This window comes from Streptomyces sp. NPDC020996, assembly GCF_040641355.1.
Lineage (GTDB): Bacteria > Actinomycetota > Actinomycetes > Streptomycetales > Streptomycetaceae > Streptomyces.
In genome coordinates this window covers 1-17,549 of the sequence record NZ_JBFADM010000039.1, presented here as the reverse complement: position 1 = coordinate 17,549, position 17,549 = coordinate 1, and the positions used below count along the sequence as shown (strand labels likewise).

15 protein-coding genes are annotated in these 17,549 nt (G+C 74.7%); 7 read left to right on the top strand and 8 right to left on the bottom strand.

The genetic code is table 11. The features are described from left to right. Positions 1–47 precede the first annotated feature (47 nt). Entirely contained in the window at positions 48–1,046 is a 999-nt protein-coding gene (locus tag AB0G63_RS24690; RefSeq protein WP_360753988.1) for a GerMN domain-containing protein, read from the top strand. Positions 1,047–1,146: 100 nt separating this feature from the next. On the opposite strand, the gene AB0G63_RS24685 is transcribed toward AB0G63_RS24690, so the two are convergent. The 4 genes from AB0G63_RS24685 to AB0G63_RS24670 form a co-directional block, all read right to left on the bottom strand. After that, on the bottom strand, positions 1,147–1,668 hold the full coding sequence (locus AB0G63_RS24685; protein ID WP_360753985.1) for a flavodoxin domain-containing protein: 522 nt from the start codon (positions 1,666–1,668) through the stop codon (positions 1,147–1,149). Positions 1,669–1,704: 36 nt separating this feature from the next. Continuing rightward, positions 1,705–2,436 (bottom strand): CBS domain-containing protein, encoded by a 732-nt coding sequence (locus AB0G63_RS24680; RefSeq protein ID WP_360753982.1) that lies wholly within the window; start codon positions 2,434–2,436, stop codon positions 1,705–1,707. A 12-nt stretch (positions 2,437–2,448) separates the two neighbouring features. Further along, positions 2,449–5,145 carry a GNAT family N-acetyltransferase gene (locus AB0G63_RS24675; RefSeq protein WP_360753980.1) on the bottom strand — a complete coding sequence of 899 codons (2,697 nt, stop codon included), beginning with the start codon at positions 5,143–5,145 and terminating at the stop codon, positions 2,449–2,451. A 114-nt stretch (positions 5,146–5,259) separates the two neighbouring features. Then, positions 5,260–7,641, bottom strand: coding sequence for a phosphoketolase family protein (locus tag AB0G63_RS24670; RefSeq protein ID WP_360753977.1), 2,382 nt, complete (start codon positions 7,639–7,641; stop codon positions 5,260–5,262). 53 nt (positions 7,642–7,694) lie between these two features. On the opposite strand from AB0G63_RS24670, the gene ppk2 reads away from it, so the two are divergent. Next, positions 7,695–8,498 (top strand): polyphosphate kinase 2, encoded by an 804-nt coding sequence (ppk2, locus tag AB0G63_RS24665; RefSeq protein WP_360753976.1) that lies wholly within the window; start codon positions 7,695–7,697, stop codon positions 8,496–8,498. A gap of 25 nt (positions 8,499–8,523) precedes the next feature. Here the strand turns inward: ppk2 and AB0G63_RS24660 are convergent, their stop codons facing one another. Together AB0G63_RS24660 and AB0G63_RS24655 are read right to left on the bottom strand one after the other, a co-directional pair. After that, positions 8,524–9,396, bottom strand: coding sequence for a universal stress protein (locus AB0G63_RS24660; protein ID WP_360753975.1), 873 nt, complete (start codon positions 9,394–9,396; stop codon positions 8,524–8,526). Between the two features lie 111 nt (positions 9,397–9,507). Next, positions 9,508–10,413 (bottom strand): universal stress protein, encoded by a 906-nt coding sequence (locus tag AB0G63_RS24655; RefSeq protein ID WP_360753972.1) that lies wholly within the window; start codon positions 10,411–10,413, stop codon positions 9,508–9,510. Positions 10,414–10,715: 302 nt separating this feature from the next. Between AB0G63_RS24655 and sulP the strand changes: the two genes are divergently transcribed. The 3 genes from sulP to AB0G63_RS24640 all read left to right on the top strand — a co-directional run bounded on the left by sulP (position 10,716) and on the right by AB0G63_RS24640 (position 13,731). After that, positions 10,716–12,404 carry a sulfate permease gene (sulP, locus tag AB0G63_RS24650; RefSeq protein WP_360754121.1) on the top strand — a complete coding sequence of 563 codons (1,689 nt, stop codon included), beginning with the start codon at positions 10,716–10,718 and terminating at the stop codon, positions 12,402–12,404. A gap of 158 nt (positions 12,405–12,562) precedes the next feature. After that, positions 12,563–13,027: a cyclic nucleotide-binding domain-containing protein gene (locus AB0G63_RS24645; RefSeq protein WP_324787722.1), complete on the top strand. Its 465-nt coding sequence runs from the start codon at positions 12,563–12,565 to the stop codon at positions 13,025–13,027. Positions 13,028–13,071: 44 nt separating this feature from the next. Next, positions 13,072–13,731, top strand: coding sequence for a CBS domain-containing protein (locus AB0G63_RS24640; protein WP_360754118.1), 660 nt, complete (start codon positions 13,072–13,074; stop codon positions 13,729–13,731). A gap of 584 nt (positions 13,732–14,315) precedes the next feature. Here the strand turns inward: AB0G63_RS24640 and AB0G63_RS24635 are convergent. Beyond that, positions 14,316–14,903, bottom strand: a complete 588-nt coding sequence (locus AB0G63_RS24635; protein WP_360753970.1) for a hypothetical protein — start codon at positions 14,901–14,903, stop codon at positions 14,316–14,318. 233 nt (positions 14,904–15,136) lie between these two features. Between AB0G63_RS24635 and AB0G63_RS24630 the strand changes: the two genes are divergently transcribed. Further along, entirely contained in the window at positions 15,137–15,838 is a 702-nt protein-coding gene (locus AB0G63_RS24630; protein WP_324787725.1) for a response regulator transcription factor, read from the top strand. 130 nt (positions 15,839–15,968) lie between these two features. Next, positions 15,969–16,964: a nitroreductase family protein gene (locus AB0G63_RS24625; protein ID WP_360753967.1), complete on the top strand. Its 996-nt coding sequence runs from the start codon at positions 15,969–15,971 to the stop codon at positions 16,962–16,964. Between the two features lie 6 nt (positions 16,965–16,970). On the opposite strand, the gene AB0G63_RS24620 is transcribed toward AB0G63_RS24625, so the two are convergent. After that, the gene (locus AB0G63_RS24620; protein WP_360753966.1) at positions 16,971–17,327 is read right to left on the bottom strand and encodes a metalloregulator ArsR/SmtB family transcription factor; all 357 of its coding nucleotides are present in this window, start codon (positions 17,325–17,327) and stop codon (positions 16,971–16,973) included. Positions 17,328–17,549: the final 222 nt, after the last annotated feature.

Sequence of the window (17,549 nt, the reverse complement as noted above, 5' to 3'; positions counted from 1 at the left end):
TGAGGAACGCGCCGAGGAGTTGTCTGGAAGCGTCGGAGGAGGATGCCATGTTCACCAAAACGCCGTCCGCCTGCCGCGCCCGCCGCCACCGGTCCCGTGTGCTCACCGCGGCGCTCGCGCTCCCCCTGGTCACGGTCGCCGCCTGCGGCACGGGCACGTCCGGCGGGACCACGCCCGCCCCGTCGTCCCCCGCGGACACGGGCTCGTCCGGCGGCGCCTCGGGCACCCCTCGCCCGTCCGCGTCCGCCACCACCCCCGGCACCACCGCGCCGGGCCCGACGGCGTCGAAGCCCTCGGCCGGCGGCTCCGGCGGCTCCGGCGGCACGGCGGCGAAGAAGGTCCGTACGACGGTGTACTTCCTGCACGGCGAGAAGGTCTCCGCCGCCCCGCGCACGGTGACCGCGCCGGGCACCGCCACCGCCGCGCTGCGCGCCCTGCTGGCCGGCCCGAACGCCTACGAGGCCCGCCACTCCCGCACCACCGCCATCCCGTCCGGCACCCGGCTGCGTTCCGTCGTCATCCACGACCACGTCGCAACGATCGACCTGTCCGGCCGCTACGACGACGGCGGCGGCAGCCTGTCGATGCGGGAGCGGCTCGCGCAGGTCGTGTTCACCGCGACCCGCTTCCCGGCGGTACGCAAGGTCGCCTTCGAGATCGACGGCAAGCCGGTGAAGACCTTCGGCGGCGAGGGCACCGTGCTCAACGGCCCGGTCGGCCGCGCCGACTTCGAGGACGTCTCCCCCGCCGTACTGGTCGAGTCCCCGCTGATCGGCGACACGGTGCGCAGCCCGCTGCGGGTGTGGGGCAGCGCCGACACCTTCGAGGCGGTGTTCCGGCTGAAGGTCACCGACGCCTCCGGGCACAAGGCCGCCGACGTGCAGGTCCGGGCGACGTCCGGGACCGGCACCCGCGGCACCTTCGACGTCACCTTCCCCTACCGCGCCGTCGGCACCGGGCAGGGCCTGCTGACGGCGTACTACCTGTCGCCCAAGGACGGCCACGCGGTGACCGTCGACACCGTGCCGCTGGCCGTGCACCGCTGACTCCGGTCCCCGGCGACTCCGGTCCCCGGCGACTCCGGTCCCCGGCACGGACGGACCCCGGCGCGGGGCTCGCGCCGGGGTCCGTCACGCGCCGCCTCCCTCACCCGGTTTCCTCGGCTTCCTGCTGTTCCCCGAGCAGCGTGCCGGCGACGCGCGCCGCCCACGCCTCGATCGCGGGGAAGTCGCGGAAGTCCCCGCCCTTGCCGCTGCGCAGGATCATCCGCGCGATGCGCCCCTTGGCGCCCTCCTCCAGACGGCCGCCGAAGGTGACGTGCTCCCGGGCGTCGAGCCGGTCCATGGCACGCAGCACGCCGGTGACGGGCGGGATGTCCCGCTCCGAGGCGGTGGCGTCGAGGGGGCCGCTGCTGAACAGCCACAGCGGGCGTTCGGCCAGCGCCCGGCCGTGCCGGCGCAGCAGGCGGCGGGCGTCCTTGTGCCAGCGGCCGGCGTACAGGGCGCCGCCGACCACGACGGCGTCGTACGGGGTGACGTCGGTGACCGCCGAGGCGGGTGCCGTGTCGGCCGTGAGCCCCTCCTTGCGCAGCACGTCGGCCACCGCCTCCGCGATCTGCGCGGTCGATCCGTTCTTCGTTCCGTAGGCGACCAGCACGCGCGTCGGCATGGCGATCCGCCTCCTCTCACCTCACGTCACGTCACGTCACAGCCTGCGCAGCCAGTCGTCGGCGACGCCGTGCAGCGCCTGCTCCTCGGGCTGGATGTGCGAGTCGTCGAGCCGGTGGGTCAGCTTGCTGACGACGGCGACCACGCCGTCGACCTGCCGGGTCATGGACACGGCGATCTCGGTCTCGCTCTTGCGCTCCATGTGCCCGGAGAGCGTGACCACGCCCTCGGTCACCGAGACGTCGATGCTGCGCGGGGCCAGCCACAGGGCGCGGACCAGGACCTCGTCGACGACCTCGTCGTGGATGTCGGCGTCGGGCCGCAGGAACACCTGCAGCAGGTCACGGCGGGTGACGATGCCGACGAGGCGCTGTTCCTCGTCCAGGACGGGCAGCCGTTCCACCCGGTTCTGCGCCATGGTGCGGGCGGCCTCGACGATGGTCTCGTCGGCGTGGACGGTGACGGCGGGCTCGGTCATCAGCTGGCCGGCGGTGCGGGCCCGGCTCTTGGCGGCACGGATCCGCCCCTCGTGGGTGAGGTCGGCGAGCCGGAAGCGCTTCCTCGGCTCGGCCGGGTCCGGGCTCTCGGCCTGCCGCATCAGCAGGTCCGTCTCGGAGATGACGCCGATGACCTTCTCGTCGTCGTCCACCACCGGCAGTCCGCTGATGCGGTGCTCGCCGAGCAGCCGGGCCACTTCCTTGAAGGGCGTGCCGTACTCGGCGCGGACGACCTCCGTGGTCATGACGGAGCCGACCTTGTTGTGCCTCATGACTGTTCCTCCTCAGCGCAGCCGGCGCAGATAGGGGTCCTGGGGCCTGCGGGGCAGCAGGCGCACGCGGGCGTCGAGCACACGGACTCCGTCCGGTGTCGCGAGAACGGGGTTGAAGTCGGCCTCGGCCAGCTGTGGCAGGTCGCTCGCCATGCGGGAGAGCCTCAGCAGCAGTTGTTCGAGGCCCTGGAGATCGACCGGCCGGGCACCGCCCTCGCCCAGCAGCAGCGGGGCGCAGCGCGGGGCCGTGATCAGGTCGTGGACGTCCAGGTCGGTGAGCGGGGCGAGCCGGGCGGCGTGGTCGGCGAGGACCTCGGTCGCGGTGCCGCCGAGCCCGAACAGCACCAGCGGGCCGAAGACCTCGTCCTGGACGACGCCCGCGAACAGTTCCGTGCCGCGGTCGGCGAGCGGCTGCAGCACGACGCCGGTCAGCAGTCCGGCGAACCGGGTCTGCAGGTCGCGGAAGGCGGCGCGCACCTGCTGGTCGCCGCGCAGGTCCAGGTGGACGGCGTGCTCGGCGGTCTTGTGCAGCAGGCCCGGCCAGTGGCCCTTCATGACGACCCGGCCGTCGGCGCCGCGCAGCCGGTCGGCGGCGAGGACGGCCTCGTCCTCGGTCTCCGCCCAGGCCCACGGCGACTGCGGGACGCCGTAGCAGTCGAGGAGTCCGGCGCACTCGCGCGGGTGGAGCCAGCCTCCCTCGGGGTGGGCGTCGAGGAAGTCCTCGACGACGGCGTGGGCGCGTGCGCCGTCGACGCCGTCGAGGACGGGGACGGTGCCGGCGGGACGGGCGAGCCAGGCGGCGCGGCGGGCCGCGTGGGCCAGGGCCCGTGCCGCGGCCTGGGGTTCGGCGTAAGCGGGCACGGTGCCGCCGTCGGCTGCCGGCAGCAGTTCGACGGGCAGTGCCTGTTCCAGCCGGAGCACGGCGACCGGCTTCGGCCGCCGTGCGGGGCCGCCGGTGAGGGCCCGGACCAGGTCGTCTCCGGTCGCCGCGGCGACCGCCGTGGGGACGAGGACGACGAGCACGGCGTCGACGGCGGCGGACTGAAGGACCCGGTCCACGCACCGGGTGAGCTGTTCCTCCGTGACGGCGGCGGTGACGTCGACGGGGTTGCCGGCCGTGGCGCCGTCGGGCAGGACCGTGCGCAGGGCGTCGACGAGGCCGGGGGACGGCGGCTGAAGGGTCAGCCCGGCCTCGGCGCAGGCGTCGGCGGCGAGCACGCCGGCGCCGCCGGCGTTGGTGACGATGGTGACCCGGGGGCCCGCGGGCAGCGGCTGGGAGTGCATCAGGGCGGCGGCTTCGAGGAGTTCGCCGCAGGAGCGGGTGGCGGTGATGCCGGCCTGGGTGAACAGCGCGGCGCGGGTCATGGTGCGGGTGGCGGCGGCCGCGGTGTGCGAGGCGGCGGCGCGCCGGCCGGCGTCGGTGCGGCCGGCGTCGACGGTCAGCACCGGCATCCGGCGGGTGACGCGCCGGGCGGTGCGGGAGAAGGCGCGCGGGTTGCCGAAGGACTCCAGGTGCAGCAGGGCGAGGTCGGTGCGGCCGTCGCTCTCCCACCACTGGAGCATGTCGTTGCCGCTGACGTCGTACTTGTCGCCGAGGGAGGCGAAGGTGGAGACGCCGATGCCGAGCCGGGACAGCCCGTCGAGGAGAGCGATGCCCACTCCCCCGGACTGCACGGCGACGCCCGCGGTGCCGGGGCGGGGGTGGTCGGCGGCGAAGGTGGCGTCCAGCCGCAGGTCCGGTTCGGTGTTGCCGACGCCGAGGCAGTTGGGCCCGACCAGCCGCATGCCGCCTGCCCGGCACGCCGTCAGCAGGGCGCGCGCCTGGTCGGCGTCGAGTCCGGCGGTGACCACGACGAGGGCCCGCACGCCCGCCTTGCCGCACTCCTCGGCGGTGCCGGGGACGGCGGCGGCGGGTACGGCGAGGACGGCGAGGTCGGGCGTCACGGGCAGGGCGGAGACCGACGGGTAGGCGGGCACGCCGAGGATCGCGTCGGCGGCCGGGTTGACGGCGAACAGGCGCCCGGCGTAGCGGCCGGCGCGCAGGTGGTGCAGGACCGCCCGGCCCACCGAGCCCGGCTTGCGGCCGGCGCCGACGACCGCGACGACGTGCGGCCGCAGCAGCGGCCGGAGGCTGGCCACGTCGGCGGCGCGCCCGCGTTCCTCCACGGCGGTGAGGTAGTTGTCGGACTCGTCGAGCGCGATGGTGCAGCGCACCTCGGGTCCGTCGAAGTGCCGCGCCGTGTGCAGGCCGAGGTCGGCGAACAGGCGCAGCACCTCGTGGTTCTCGCTGAGCGCCTCCGCGGTGAAGCCGGTGATGCCCTCGGCCCGGGCGGCGGAGACCAGGTGCTCGGTCAGCAGGGTGCCCACGCCCCGGTGGTGCGCGGAGTCGGAGACGGCGATGGAGATCTCGGCCTCCTTGCCGTCGCCGCCGGCCGTGTCGTACTCGGCGAGGCCGATGATCCGCCCCTGGGTCTCGGCGACGAGGGCGCGGTATCCCGGATGGGGGGAGGCGCACGCCCGGTCGGCGGCCAGCTCGGCGGAGCGCCGGCTCGCGGAGAAGAACCTGAGCCGCAGGTTCTCCGGGGACATCTCCTCGTAGAACCCCCGCAGCTGGTCGTGGTCGTCCGGGCGCACGCCGCGGATGCACACCGTGCCGCCGTCCGCGAGGAGAGCGTGGACCATGGGCCTGCCCGGCGCGTCGTGCGTCATCGCGGTTCCCTCCAGGTCGGTTGACACTCCGAGGGTCCAGCGGAACGGTCCCCGCTCCCATGGGCTGTCGGGGCACGGATCGGGGGCCGGTCGGCCCCCGGTAGGGACCTGATCTCAGGCGTCGAAGGTCCACTCCGCGACCTCCGGCAGGTCGGTGCCGTGTTCGCGGATCCAGGCGTGGTGGCGGGTGCGGACGTCGGCCATCCGCTGGCGTACGGCGGCGGCGCGGACGGCGAGGCCGGGCACCCGGTCGATGACGTCCATGACCAGCCGGTAGCGGTCGAGGTCGTTGCGGACCACCATGTCGAACGGGGTGGTCGTGGTGCCGGCCTCCTTGTAGCCGCGCACGTGCAGGTTGCGGTGTCCGGTGCGCCGGTAGGCGAGCCGGTGGATCAGCCACGGGTAGCCGTGGTAGGCGAAGATCACCGGCTTGTCCGTGGTGAACAGGCCGTCGTACTCGAAGTCGCTCATGCCGTGCGGGTGCTCCTCGCGGGGCATGAGGCGGGCCATGTCGACGACGTTGACCACGCGGACGGCGAGGCCGGGCAGGTGCCGGCGCAGCAGCTGCGCGGCGGCCAGCACCTCCTGGGTGGGCACGTCGCCGGCGCAGGCGAGGACGGCGTCCGGCTCGCCGCCGTTCTCCGTGCCCGCCCACTCCCAGATGCCGGCGCCGCGGGCGCAGTGGACGCGGGCCTGGTCGATGGACAGCCAGTCGAAGCAGGGCTGCTTGCCGGCCACGATCACGTTCACGTGGTCGCGGCTGTGCAGCGCGTGGTCGGCCACCGACAGCAGGGTGTTGGCGTCCGGCGGGAGGTAGACGCGCACGACCTCGGGGCTCTTGTTGAGGACGTGGTCGACGAAGCCGGGGTCCTGGTGGGAGAAGCCGTTGTGGTCCTGCCGCCACACGTGGGAGGTGAGCAGGTAGTTGAGGGAGGCGATGGGGGCGCGCCAGGGCAGCCGCCGGGATGTGCGCAGCCATTTGATGTGCTGGTTGACCATCGAGTCGACGATGTGCACGAACGCCTCGTAGCAGGAGAACAGGCCGTGCCGGCCGGTGAGGAGGTAGCCCTCCAGCCAGCCCTGGCAGGTGTGTTCGGACAGGATCTCCAGGACCCGCCCGTGCCGGTCGAGGTGCTCGTCGACGGGGAGGATCCGCGCCTGCCAGGCCTTGCCGCTGGCACCGAAGACGGCCTGCAGCCGGTTGGAGGCGGTCTCGTCGGGGCCGACGAGCCGGAAGTCGCGGCGGGCCGCGGTCTGTTTCATGACCTCTTCGAGGAGGCCGCCGAGGACACGGGTCGGTTCGTGCAGGGTGGTGCCCGGCTTGTCGACCTCCACCGCGTGCCGCTCCAGGGGTACGGCGGGCAGCTCGCGCAGCAGCAGACCGCCGTTGGCGTGCGGGGTGGCGCCCAGGCGCCGGTCGCCGCCGGGGACGCAGGCGAGGACGTCGGCGACTGGCCGGCCGTAGGCGTCGAACAGTTCCGCCGGGCGGTAGGAGCGCAGCCAGCTCTCCAACTGCCGCAGGTGCCCCGGGTTCTCCCGGACGCCGGCCAGCGGCACCTGGTGGGCCCGCCAGGTGCCCTCCACCGGCCGGCCGTCGACCTCGGCGGGGCCGGTCCAGCCCTTCGGCGTGCGCAGCACGATCACGGGCCAGCGGGGCCGTTCGGTGACGCCCTCCTCCCGGGCCGTGCGCTGCAGCAGGGCGATGCGGTCGAGCGCCTCGTCGAGGGCGCCGGCCATCGCCCGGTGGACGGCGGCCGGGTCGTCGCCGGTGACGTGGAGGGGCGCGTGGCCGTAGCCGCGCAGCAGGTCGTCGAGTTCCGGCTCGGGCAGGCGGGCCGGCACGGCCGGGTTGGCGATCTTGTAGCCGTTGAGGTGCAGGATCGGCAGGACGGCGCCGTCGCGGACCGGGTCGAGGAACTTGTTCGAGTGCCAGGAGGCGGCCAGCGGCCCGGTCTCCGCCTCGCCGTCGCCGATCACGCAGGCGACCACCAGGCCGGGGTTGTCGAAGGCCGCGCCGTAGGCGTGGGAGAGCGAGTAGCCGAGCTCGCCGCCCTCGTGGATCGAGCCGGGCGTCTCCGGCGCCACGTGGCTGGGGACGCCGCCGGGGAAGGAGAACTGCCGGAACAGCCGCTCCATGCCCGCCTCGTCGCGGGAGACGTCCGGGTAGGTGTCGCTGTAGGTGCCCTCCAGCCAGGAGTTGGCGACCACGGAGGGGCCGCCGTGGCCGGGGCCCCAGATGCACAGGGCGTCCAGGCCGCGCGCCTTGATGACCCGGTTGAGGTGGGTGTACACGAGGTTCAGCCCGGGCGAGGTGCCCCAGTGCCCGAGCAGCCGCGGCTTGATGTGCTCCGGCTTCAGCGGCTCGCGCAGCAGCGGGTTGGCGAGCAGGTAGATCTGCCCGGCGGCCAGGTAGTTGGCGGCCCGCCAGTGGGCGTCCAGGGTGCGTACTTCCTCGTCGGTCAGTACGGTGGCGTCCTGGTGTTCGACCTTGGGCATCAGTGGCTCCAGGTGTCAGCGGCACGGGTCATCGAGCGGTGGAGGCGGCGGCAATGGCCGGCAAGGACGCGGCGGCGCTGCCGCGCAAGACCTACGAGAAGGAACTGCTCCGGCTGCAGGCGGAGTTGGTGAGGCTGCAGGAGTGGGTGCGGGCCGAGGGCGCTCGTCTGGTGGTCGTCTTCGAGGGGCGGGACGCGGCGGGCAAGGGCGGCACCATCAAGCGTGTCGCGGAACATCTCAATCCGCGAGTCGCCCGCATCGCGGCGCTGCCGAAGCCGACCGAGCGGGAGCGCACCCAGTGGTACTTCCAGCGGTACGTCGAGCATCTGCCGGCCGCCGGGGAGATCGTGCTGTTCGACCGGTCCTGGTACAACCGGGCCGGCGTCGAGCACGTGATGGGTTTCTGCACCAGGGAGGAGTACCAGCTCTTCCTCAGGCAATGCCCCATCTTCGAGCGGATGCTGGTGGAGGACGGGATCCTGCTGCGCAAGTACTGGTTCTCGGTCAGCGACGCGGTGCAGCAGGAGCGGTTCCGGCGCCGTCTGGACGACCCGCTGCGGCGCTGGAAGCTGTCGCCGATGGACCTGGAGTCGATCACGCGCTGGGAGGCCTACTCGCGGGCCAAGGACGAGATGCTGGTGCACACCGACATCAGCGAGGCCCCGTGGTACGTCGTGGAGAGCGACGACAAGCGCCGGGCCCGGCTGAACATGATCGCCCACCTGCTGAGCACGGTGCCCTACCGTGACGTGCCGCCGCCGGTGCTGGAGCTGCCGCCGCGGCCGCCGTCGACCGGGTACGAGCGCCCGCCGCGCGATCTGCAGACCTACGTCCCGGATCACGCGGCGAGCCTGTAAGCCACTCACGGGCCCCGTCACGGCCTCACACCCGGTGCGGTACCACGGCCACCGGGCAGGCGGAGTGGTGCAGCACGGCGTGCGTGACGCGGCCGAGCTGCAGTCCGACGTGTCCGGGGCGCCGCTTGGCCCCGACGACCAGCAGGTCGGCGCCCTGCGAGGCGGCCACCAGCACCCGGCGGGCGTGGCCCTCCACGGTGCGCCGGCGCACCTCCAGGTCCGGCGGGGCGTCGCGCAGGGCCGCCTCCAGCGCCTCGGCGGCGCGTTCCTCGTGCACCCGGGCGGGTTCGCCGGCCAGCAGCGGATGGTCGGTGGTCTCGTGCGCGGGGCACCGCCAGGCCCGTACCGCTTCCAGCGGGACCCCGCGGCGCCGGGCCTCGTCGTAGGCGAAGCGCACGGCCGGGGCGTCGGCGCCGTCCTCGCCGACGGCGACCAGGACGCGCCCGTGGGCGCCCGGCTCGGCCCGCTGGTCCTGGCTGCCGCGCAGCACGATCACCGGGCAGTCGGCGTGGGCGGCCACGGTGAGGCTGACGGAGCCGAGCAGGTACTCGGCGACGCCGCTGCGGCCGCGGCTGCCGACCACCACGGCGGAGGCGTGGCGGCCCTCGCGCACCAGGGTGTACTCGGGCTCCTCGGCCAGCACCTCGCCGGACACCTTCAGCTCCGGCCGGCGGCGGCGCGCCCGGTCCACGGCGCCCTCGACGATGTCCTCGGCCATGACCTCGTCCGACGGCTTGCGGATCTCCTGGGCGAGCGCGGCGCCTTCGTAGCGCTCCCAGAGAGAGGCGTACACGACCCTGAGCGGCACGCCGTGCAGCGCGGCCTCGTCGGCCGCCCAGTCCACGGCGCGCAGACTCGGCTCGGAGCCGTCCGTGCCCACCACGAGGGGCAGTTCCATCGTCCTCACCGTCCTGATTCCAGATCGAACACGATGCGGGCCCTGACCCGGCCGCGCGGTACGTCGTCGCCGGCGTTCATGTCGCTCGCTCCTCCTGGTGGTCAGGGTCGGTCAGTCGTGCGGGACGACGGCGACGGGGGCGGTGGAGTGGTGCAGCACCGCGTGCGCGACGGGGCCGATGAACGGCCCGAGCGGGGTGCGGCGGGCGCGGCGGCCCACGACCAGCAGCGCGGCCCCGCCGGCGGCGTCGACCAGGAAGCCGGCGGCGCTGCCGGCCCGGGACTCCTCGACGACCTCGACGTCCGGGTACTTCCGCCGCCAGGGGCGCACGGCCTCGGCGAGGGCCGCCGCCTGCCGGCGGGCGACCTCGTCGTGGAACTGCGGGTCGACGGTCAGGCCGTAGGTGTAGTACGGCGGCAGGTTCCACCCGTAGACGATCCGCAGGACGGCCGAGCGGCGGGCGGCGGCCTCGAAGGCGAACTCCAGGAGGGTGTCGTCGGGTCCGGCCGGGTCGAGGCCGAGCACCACGGGACGGTAGCGGGTGGCGGCCGACGGGATGCCCACCGGGTCCGGCTGGTGCTCGTCGGCGGCCTGCTCCCCGGCCCTGACCAGGACCACGGGCGCGGTGGCGTGCGCCACGACGGCGAGTCCGACGGAGCCGACCAGGAAACCGCCGATGCCGCTCAGGCCGCGGGAGCCGAGGACGAGCAGTTCGGCCTCCTTCGCCGCCTCGAGCAGCACGTCGGCGGGCCGGCCGTCGGCCTGCTCGACGGTCACCTCGACGCCGGGGTGGCGCAGCCGCAGGCCGGCGGCGGTGTCCGCGGGGTACTGGTCGGTCCACTGCTGCCGGATCTCGGCGCCGAGGAAGGGTGCCTGGGCCATCGGCGCGGGGACGGGCTCCCACACGTGGACGATCCTCAGGGGCAGGCCGCGCAGTTTCGCCTCGCGGGCGGCCCATTCCGCGGCGGCCCTGCTTTCGGGCGAGCCGTCGAGTCCTGCGACAACGGTACGGACCATCTCTGCCTCCTGATCGGGATCTGCTCCCAGCGTCGGCCAGTTCCCGGCAGGCGCTGCAGGGGCCGCATGTCCCCCGCCGGGACCGACCGGCCCAACGGCCGTGCCGGCCCGCGGACGGCGTCCACCGCGGGGCCGACGGCGCACGTCGGCGGCGGGGTCGTATGGTCTGAACGGCCCCTTCCCGGCAGTCGCCGGGTCGCGGAAGCCGGCGCCGCCGAGGTGGCCGGGCGGTGGGCCGTGGCACGGTGGATGCCGGACAGGCCGGCGGAGGGAGGCCCAGGGTGCGCGGCTCGGGCGGGCATATACGTGACTGGCGCCGGCTGGCACCCGGGATCGCCGCGTTGGGCTCGTACCGCCGCTCCTGGCTGCGCGGCGACCTGCTGGCGGGGCTCACGGTGGCGGCGTATCTCGTCCCGCAGGTGATGGCGTACTCGGGCGTGGCCGGGCTGCCGCCGGTGGCGGGGCTGTGGGCGATCCTGCCCGGGCTCGGCCTGTACGCGCTGCTGGGGTCCTCCCGGCTGCTGTCGGTGGGCCCCGAGTCGACGACGGCGCTGATGACGGCGGTCGTGGTGGGTCCGCTCGCGGGCGGCGACCCGTCCCGTTACGCCTCACTCGCGGCGGCCCTGGCCGTCACGGTGGGCCTGCTGTGCCTGGCGGCGCGGGTGCTGAGGCTGGGTTTCGTCGCCGACCTGCTGTCCCGGCCGGTGCTGATCGGCTATCTCGCGGGCGTCGCCCTGATCATGATCGTGGACCAGTTGCCCAAGCTGACGGGCGTGCCCACCACCGGCTCGGCCTTCTTCGCTCAGCTGTGGTCGTTCCTGCGGAACGCGGGCCAGGCGCACGGCGCGACGGTGCTGTTCTCGGCCGTCGCGATCGCGTTCCTGTTCGCGGTGAACCGGCTGCCGCGCCCGCTGCCCGGCCCGCTGCTCGCGGTGCTGCTGGGCACCATGGCGGTGGGCGTGTTCGGTCTCGACGACCGCTTCGGCATCAAGGTGATCGGCGAGGTGCCCTCGGGGCTGCCCACGGCCGGGCTGCCCGCGCTGGACGTGCTGCCCCGGCTGGTGCTGCCCGCCCTGGGCGTCCTCATCGTCGGCTACACCGACTTCGTGCTGACCGCGCGGGCGTTCAGCGGCCGCGACGACGAGGCGCCCCCGCTCGACGCCGACCAGGAGTTCCTGGCCCTGGGCGCGGCGAACCTGGGCGCCGGCTGCCTGCACGGCTTCCCGGTGAGCAGCAGCGCCAGCCGGACCGCGCTCGCGTCCTCGGCGGGCGCGCGCAGCCAGGCGTACTCCCTGGTGGCGGGCGCGGTGGTGCTCGGCGTCCTGCTGTTCCTCAGCCCCCTGATGGCCCGCATGCCGGCGGCGGTGCTGGGCGCGCTGGTGGTGTACGCGGCCGTCCGCCTGATCGACCTGGCGGGCTTCGCCCGGCTGGCCTCCTTCCGCCGCCGCGAGCTGCTGCTGGCGTTCGGCTGCCTGGCCGGGGTGCTGGCCCTGGACATCCTGTACGGAGTGCTGGTGGCCGTGGGCCTGTCGGTGGCGGAGCTGCTCAGCCGGGTGGCCCGCCCGCACGACGCCGTCGAGGGGCTGGTGCCGGGGGTGGCCGGCATGCACGACGTGGACGACTACCCGCAGGCCCGCACGATCCCCGGGCTGCTCATCTACCGCTACGACTCCCCCTTGTTCTTCGCCAACGCGCAGGACTTCCACCGCCGGGCGCTGGCCGCCGTCGACGAGCAGACCGAGCCGGTGCGCTGGTTCGTACTGAACACGGAGGCGAACGTGGAGGTGGACATCACGGCCCTGGACGCCGTCGACGCGCTGCGCCGCGAGCTGGCCCGCCGCGGCGTCGTCTTCGCGCTGGCCCGGGTGAAACAGGATCTGCTGGACGACCTGGAGGCGTACGGGCTGGCCGAGTCGGTGGGCCGGGACCTGATCTTCCCCACACTGCCGACCGCGGTCGCCGCGTACCGCGAGTGGTGCGGGAGCCGGTAGCACCGCGTAGGAACGGAGCCGGTGGCACCGCGCCGGACCGGAGCCGTCGGCGCCGCGCCGGGTGGCCCGGACGCAGGGCCGGGTGGCCCATGGCCCGCCGCCTCCTTCGCCGACACGCTGGAACTGGCCAGTTCCGTACGCCGCACTGGAGGCACGCCATGAACGCTCCCGCAACGACGAGCCTGCCGCGGGCCCTGCCCGCCGAACAGCGGCAGCGGCTGATGGAGCTGGCCCGGGAGGTGTCGTACCCCCAGGGGACCCGGCTCTTCGAGGAAGGCAGCCGGGCCGACAAGTTCTGGATCGTCCGCACCGGCACGGTCGACCTCGACATGCGGGTGCCCGGCCGCCGCCCGGCCGTCATCGAGTCCATCGGACACAACGACATCGTCGGCTGGTCCTGGCTGTTCCCGCCGCACGTCTGGCACCTCGGCGCCGAGGCGGTGACCCCGTTGCGGGCGTACGAGTTCGACGCCTCGGCCGTGCGTGAGCTGTGCCACAAGGATCCGGTGTTCGGGCTGGCCATCGCCGAATGGGTGGGCCAGGTCGTGGCGCACCGGCTGCGCACGGCCCGGACCCGGCTGCTGGACCTGTACGGCCCGTACGGCAGCGGAGGCATGCGATGACCACGGCGCCGGACCCCGGCGGGCGAGAGACCCGCGAAGCGGACGTGTACGGGACCCCGCACACCGTGAGCGACGTGATGACCCGCGCCGTCGCCTCCGTCGACCGGACGGCGGTCTTCAAGGACATCGTGCGGGCGCTGCAGCAGCACAAGGTGAGCGCGCTGCCCGTGGTGGACGGCGTCGGCCGGGTCGTCGGCATGGTCTCCGAGGCGGATCTGCTGCCCAAGGAGGAGTTCCGCGACAGTGACCCCGACCGGCGCACGCAGCTGCGCAGGCTGTCCGACCTCGCCAAGGCGGGCTCGGTGACGGCCGGCGAGCTGATGACCTCCCCCGCCCTCACCGTCCGGGGCGAGGCGACGCTCGCGCAGGCCGCGCGGGAGATGGCGCGGGCGCGCGTCAAGCGGCTCGCCGTAGTCGACGAGGACGACCGCCTCGAGGGCATCGTCAGCCGGGCCGACCTGCTGAAGGTGTTCCTGCGCGAGGACGAGGACATCGCACGGGAGGTGCGCCGGGAGGTCGTGGCCTACCTGTTCCCGGCTCCGGACTCGGAGGTGCGGGTGGAGGTCGACGAGGGCGTCGTGACACTCGGCGGACGGGTCCGCGACACCTCCCTGGTCCCGGTCGCCGCACGCATGGTACGGGCGGTCGAGGGCGTCGTGGACGTCCGCTTCGACCTCGACGGGCGGGGGACGCCGGCCGCCTGAGGGCGGCTCCGGCAGGGCCGGCGGGGCCACTCGCCGCCTGACGGGGGGTCCAGCGGGGCCGCGGGAGCCGCTGGCCGCCTCGCGGCAGGTCCCCCGCAGCCGCAGCCCGACACCGGATCCAGGACGCCCGCCCCTGGCATCAGGTCCCCGCGCCCGACACACCGGATCCACGGGGACGCCCGCCGCCTCACGGCGGGTCCGGCAGGGCCGCGGGGACCACCTGCTGCCTCACGGCGGGTCCGGCAGGACCGCGGGGACCACCCGCTGCCTCACGGCGGGCCCAGCGCAGCCCGACACCGGATCCGGAACGCCCGCCCCTGGCATCGGTGCCCCGCCCGACACCGGATCCACGGGACCGCCCGCCGCCTGACGGCGGGTCCAGCAGGGCCGCGAGACGCCCGCCGCCTCACGGCAGGTCCAGCAGGGCCGCGGGGACGCCGTGGCCTGACCGCGGGTGGGGTGCAGCGGGGCCGCGGGGTACTCCCACGGCACCCTGAGCCGCAGGTCGCCCGCGCCGACGGCGGGGGCTCGGGGACGCCCGTCGGCTGACGGCAGGGCCCCACGTCCGGCAGTGGGTCCGGGGGTCAGCCGGTGGTGTGGCCCCAGCGCGGGTCGGCGCGCTCCCACTCGGTGCCCCACCGGTCGGTGGCGCGCCGCTCCACGCCCAGGCGCACCAGGTACCCGCCCGCGAGCACCGTCACGCCGGTCACGCAAGCGGCGCCCGTGCCGGCCAGCACCGCGCGCGTCGTCACCTCGGTCGCCGGAACGGGCGCGGGGACCAGGTGGCCGCGGCCGTCCGTCCACGCCCTCACCCCGGTCCCGGGCCGGGCCGCGCGCGGCACGTCCGTCGTCCCGGTGCGCGGCCGCCCCTCGCGGTCCGTCCAGCGCACGGTCGCCGGCACCCGGTCGCCGCGCACGCCGGTGAACACGTCCCGGCCGCTGCCGGGCAGGACGCCGGTCACCACCGCAGCCACCGGCCGGCGGGCGGCCCGGTCGCGCTCCGCCAGATGCTCCAGCGCCCGGGAGCCGAGGACACCGGCCACGACCGCCGCGAACACCGCCGCCGTCCAGGTGACCAGCAGGATCCACGCCTCCAGCACGTCACTGCGCCGCCGCAGGGGGTTGTGCCGCCAGCGCCACCCCACGACGTTCCCGTCTCCGGTTCTCCGCATCGGACGCACCCCCTTTACAGGCACAAAGGGACAGGCACACCTATAACGGTCTCACTCCCCGGTCCCCGAAGGGAGGGGGATCCTGTCGCGGCGGCGACGGACTGCGCAGAATGTTCCATAGGCCGTGTGGGGTCGCAGGGTCCTGGTGGCCCCGGTCCCGCCGCATACCGCATGATGATCGTCGGAACAGACGGCCCGCAGTCCGTCTCACACCCGGGGAACAAGGGGTCGACATGACCGAGCCACGCACCTTCACGGCGCAGGATCCGATCCGCGTCTTCCTGCTGGACGACCACGAGGTCGTCCGACGCGGTCTTGCCGACCTGCTGGACGCGGAGCCCGACATCAGCGTCGTCGGCGACGCCGAGAACGTCGCGCACGCCCTTGTGCGGGCGCCCGCCGTGCGGCCGCACGTGGCCGTGCTGGACGTGCGGCTGCCGGACGGCGACGGCATCTCCGTCTGCCGCGAGCTGCGCAGCCGCATGCCGGAGCTGGCGGTGCTGATGCTGACGTCGTTCGACGACGAGGACGCGCTGCTGGACGCCATCATGGCCGGCGCCTCCGGCTACGTACTGAAGCAGATCAAGGGCTCCGACCTGGTCTCGGCGGTGCGCACGGTCGCCTCCGGCCAGTCGATGCTCGACCCGGCGACGACCGCCCGCCTGATGCGCTCCCTGCGGACCGAGCCCGCCGCCGAACCGGAGCTCTCGCCCGAGCTGGCGAGCCTGTCGCCGCGGGAGCGGGAGATCCTCACGCTGATCGGGGACGGCCTGACCAACCGGGAGATCGGCAAGAAGCTCTACCTGTCGGAGAAGACCGTCAAGAACCACATCTCCCGGCTGCTGGCCAAGCTGGGCGTGCAGCGGCGGGTGCAGGCCGCGGTGATCGCCTCCCAGCTGGACCAGCCGGAGCAGAATCCCCCGCACACCCGGTGAGGCCGCAGGGGCCGTCCGGCGCCCACGGAGGACGTACGGCCCCTGTCTCCGCCCGCCCGTGAGGGGCCAGCGTGGTCAGCGTCATCGACGGACCGCCGGCCCTTCGGTTGAGGGCGGGGAGGAGACCACCATGTCCACCGCTCTTCTCGACGTGAGGACCCTGGAGGAGCTGGTCTCGGCGGCGGTGGCCGCTCCCTCGATCCACAACACCCAGCCGTGGCGGTTCCGGTTCGCCCCGGACATGCTCACGCTGGAGGTCCGGGCGGCCTCCGAACGCGGCCTGCGCCACACCGACCCGTCGGGACGCGCGCTGCACGTCTCGGTCGGCTGCGCCCTGTTCAACCTGCGGCTGGCGGTGGCGCACCACGGCTGGGCCCCGGTGACCCGGCTGCTGCCCAGGCCCGACGAACCGGACCTGCTGGCCACGGTGCGGCTCGGCGGACCGGCCCGGTTCGCGCCGCCCACGGGGCTGTACGAGGCCCTGTGGCGCCGGCACAGCAGCCGCCTGCCGTTCGCCGGCCGGCCGCTGCCCGCCGCCGTGCTGACCGAGCTCACCGAGGCCGCCCACGCCGAGGGGGCGCTGCTGCGCCACCCCGGCGCGGGTGAGACCGACCGTCTGCTGCGGGTGACGCTGGAGGGCGAGCGGCGCAACACGGCCGACCCCGACCGGGCCGCCGAGAGCCGCCGCTGGGTCCACGAGCCGGACGGCTCGGGGCTCGGCGTCCCGCCGGCCGCGGTGGGACCGCAGGACTACCGGGACCGGGTACCGATGCGGGACTTCGGCGCGCACCTCCACCCGGCCACGCTCGCCGCCCGCGCCTACGAGACCGACCCGGCGCTCGCCGTGCTGTCCACGGCGCACGACCGGCGTGCGGACTGGCTGCGGGCCGGACAGGCCCTCCAGCGCGTCCTGCTGGTCGCCACCGCGCGCGGCCTGCGGGCCTCGCTGATGCACCAGGCGATGGAGTGGCCCGACCTGCGGGAGGAGTTGGTACGGGAGCCGCAGGACGGCCGGGTCCACGCCCAGATGGTGCTCCGCCTGGGCTACGGCCCGCAGGGCCCGGCGTCCCCCCGCCGCCCGGTGTCCCGGACCCTGGAACAGCCCACGCTCGCGGTCTCCGGCTGACCCGCGTCAGCCGGGCTGCCCGCCCCGCTGCGGGGGCTGGGTGGAGCGCAGGTCGGCGAGGAGTTCCGCCTGGTCGGCCAGGACGCCGGAGAGGATGGTCCTGGCGACGCCGAGCAGTTCCGCGACCTCCGGACTGGTCAGCGAGTAGTAGACGGTCGAACCCTCCTTGCGGGTCCGGACCAGGTTCGCCCGGCGCAACACGGCGAGCTGCTGGGACAGGTGCGCGGGCTCGATGCCCACCTCGGGCAGCATCTCCGCCACCGCGTGCTCGCGCTCGCTGAGCAGTTCCAGGACCCGGATGCGCGCCGGATGGCCGAGCGTCTTGAAGAACTCGGCCTTCAGCTGGTAGAGGGGCGCGGTCACCGGGCCGGCCCTTCCCCGGTCCGGCGGCACGGCTCTGCCGTCCGGGCGCCGGCGCGTCGCATCCACTCGCTCGTCGAAGACATGGGCCCCATCCTCGCGTGCCGGAGGTGCGGGACCGAAATCGGGACCCCCTCACGCGGAGCGGGGGGGGGGGGGGGGGGGGTTGGGGGCGGCCCCCCCCCCCCGCCCCCAGGCGGGGGGGTAACACCAACAGACCCGGGC

What these genes read in the sequence shown, in the direction of transcription:
- AB0G63_RS24690 (WP_360753988.1), top strand. Translation starts at nt 48, where the DNA reads ATGTTCACCAAAACGCCGTCCGCCTGCCGCGCCCGCCGCCACCGGTCC.
- AB0G63_RS24685 (WP_360753985.1), bottom strand. Translation starts at nt 1,668, where the DNA reads ATGCCGACGCGCGTGCTGGTCGCCTACGGAACGAAGAACGGATCGACC.
- AB0G63_RS24680 (WP_360753982.1), bottom strand. Translation starts at nt 2,436, where the DNA reads ATGAGGCACAACAAGGTCGGCTCCGTCATGACCACGGAGGTCGTCCGC.
- AB0G63_RS24675 (WP_360753980.1), bottom strand. Translation starts at nt 5,145, where the DNA reads ATGACGCACGACGCGCCGGGCAGGCCCATGGTCCACGCTCTCCTCGCG.
- AB0G63_RS24670 (WP_360753977.1), bottom strand. Translation starts at nt 7,641, where the DNA reads ATGCCCAAGGTCGAACACCAGGACGCCACCGTACTGACCGACGAGGAA.
- ppk2 (WP_360753976.1), top strand. Translation starts at nt 7,695, where the DNA reads ATGGCCGGCAAGGACGCGGCGGCGCTGCCGCGCAAGACCTACGAGAAG.
- AB0G63_RS24660 (WP_360753975.1), bottom strand. Translation starts at nt 9,396, where the DNA reads ATGGAACTGCCCCTCGTGGTGGGCACGGACGGCTCCGAGCCGAGTCTG.
- AB0G63_RS24655 (WP_360753972.1), bottom strand. Translation starts at nt 10,413, where the DNA reads ATGGTCCGTACCGTTGTCGCAGGACTCGACGGCTCGCCCGAAAGCAGG.
- AB0G63_RS24645 (WP_324787722.1), top strand. Translation starts at nt 12,563, where the DNA reads ATGAACGCTCCCGCAACGACGAGCCTGCCGCGGGCCCTGCCCGCCGAA.
- AB0G63_RS24635 (WP_360753970.1), bottom strand. Translation starts at nt 14,903, where the DNA reads ATGCGGAGAACCGGAGACGGGAACGTCGTGGGGTGGCGCTGGCGGCAC.
- AB0G63_RS24630 (WP_324787725.1), top strand. Translation starts at nt 15,137, where the DNA reads ATGACCGAGCCACGCACCTTCACGGCGCAGGATCCGATCCGCGTCTTC.
- AB0G63_RS24625 (WP_360753967.1), top strand. Translation starts at nt 15,969, where the DNA reads ATGTCCACCGCTCTTCTCGACGTGAGGACCCTGGAGGAGCTGGTCTCG.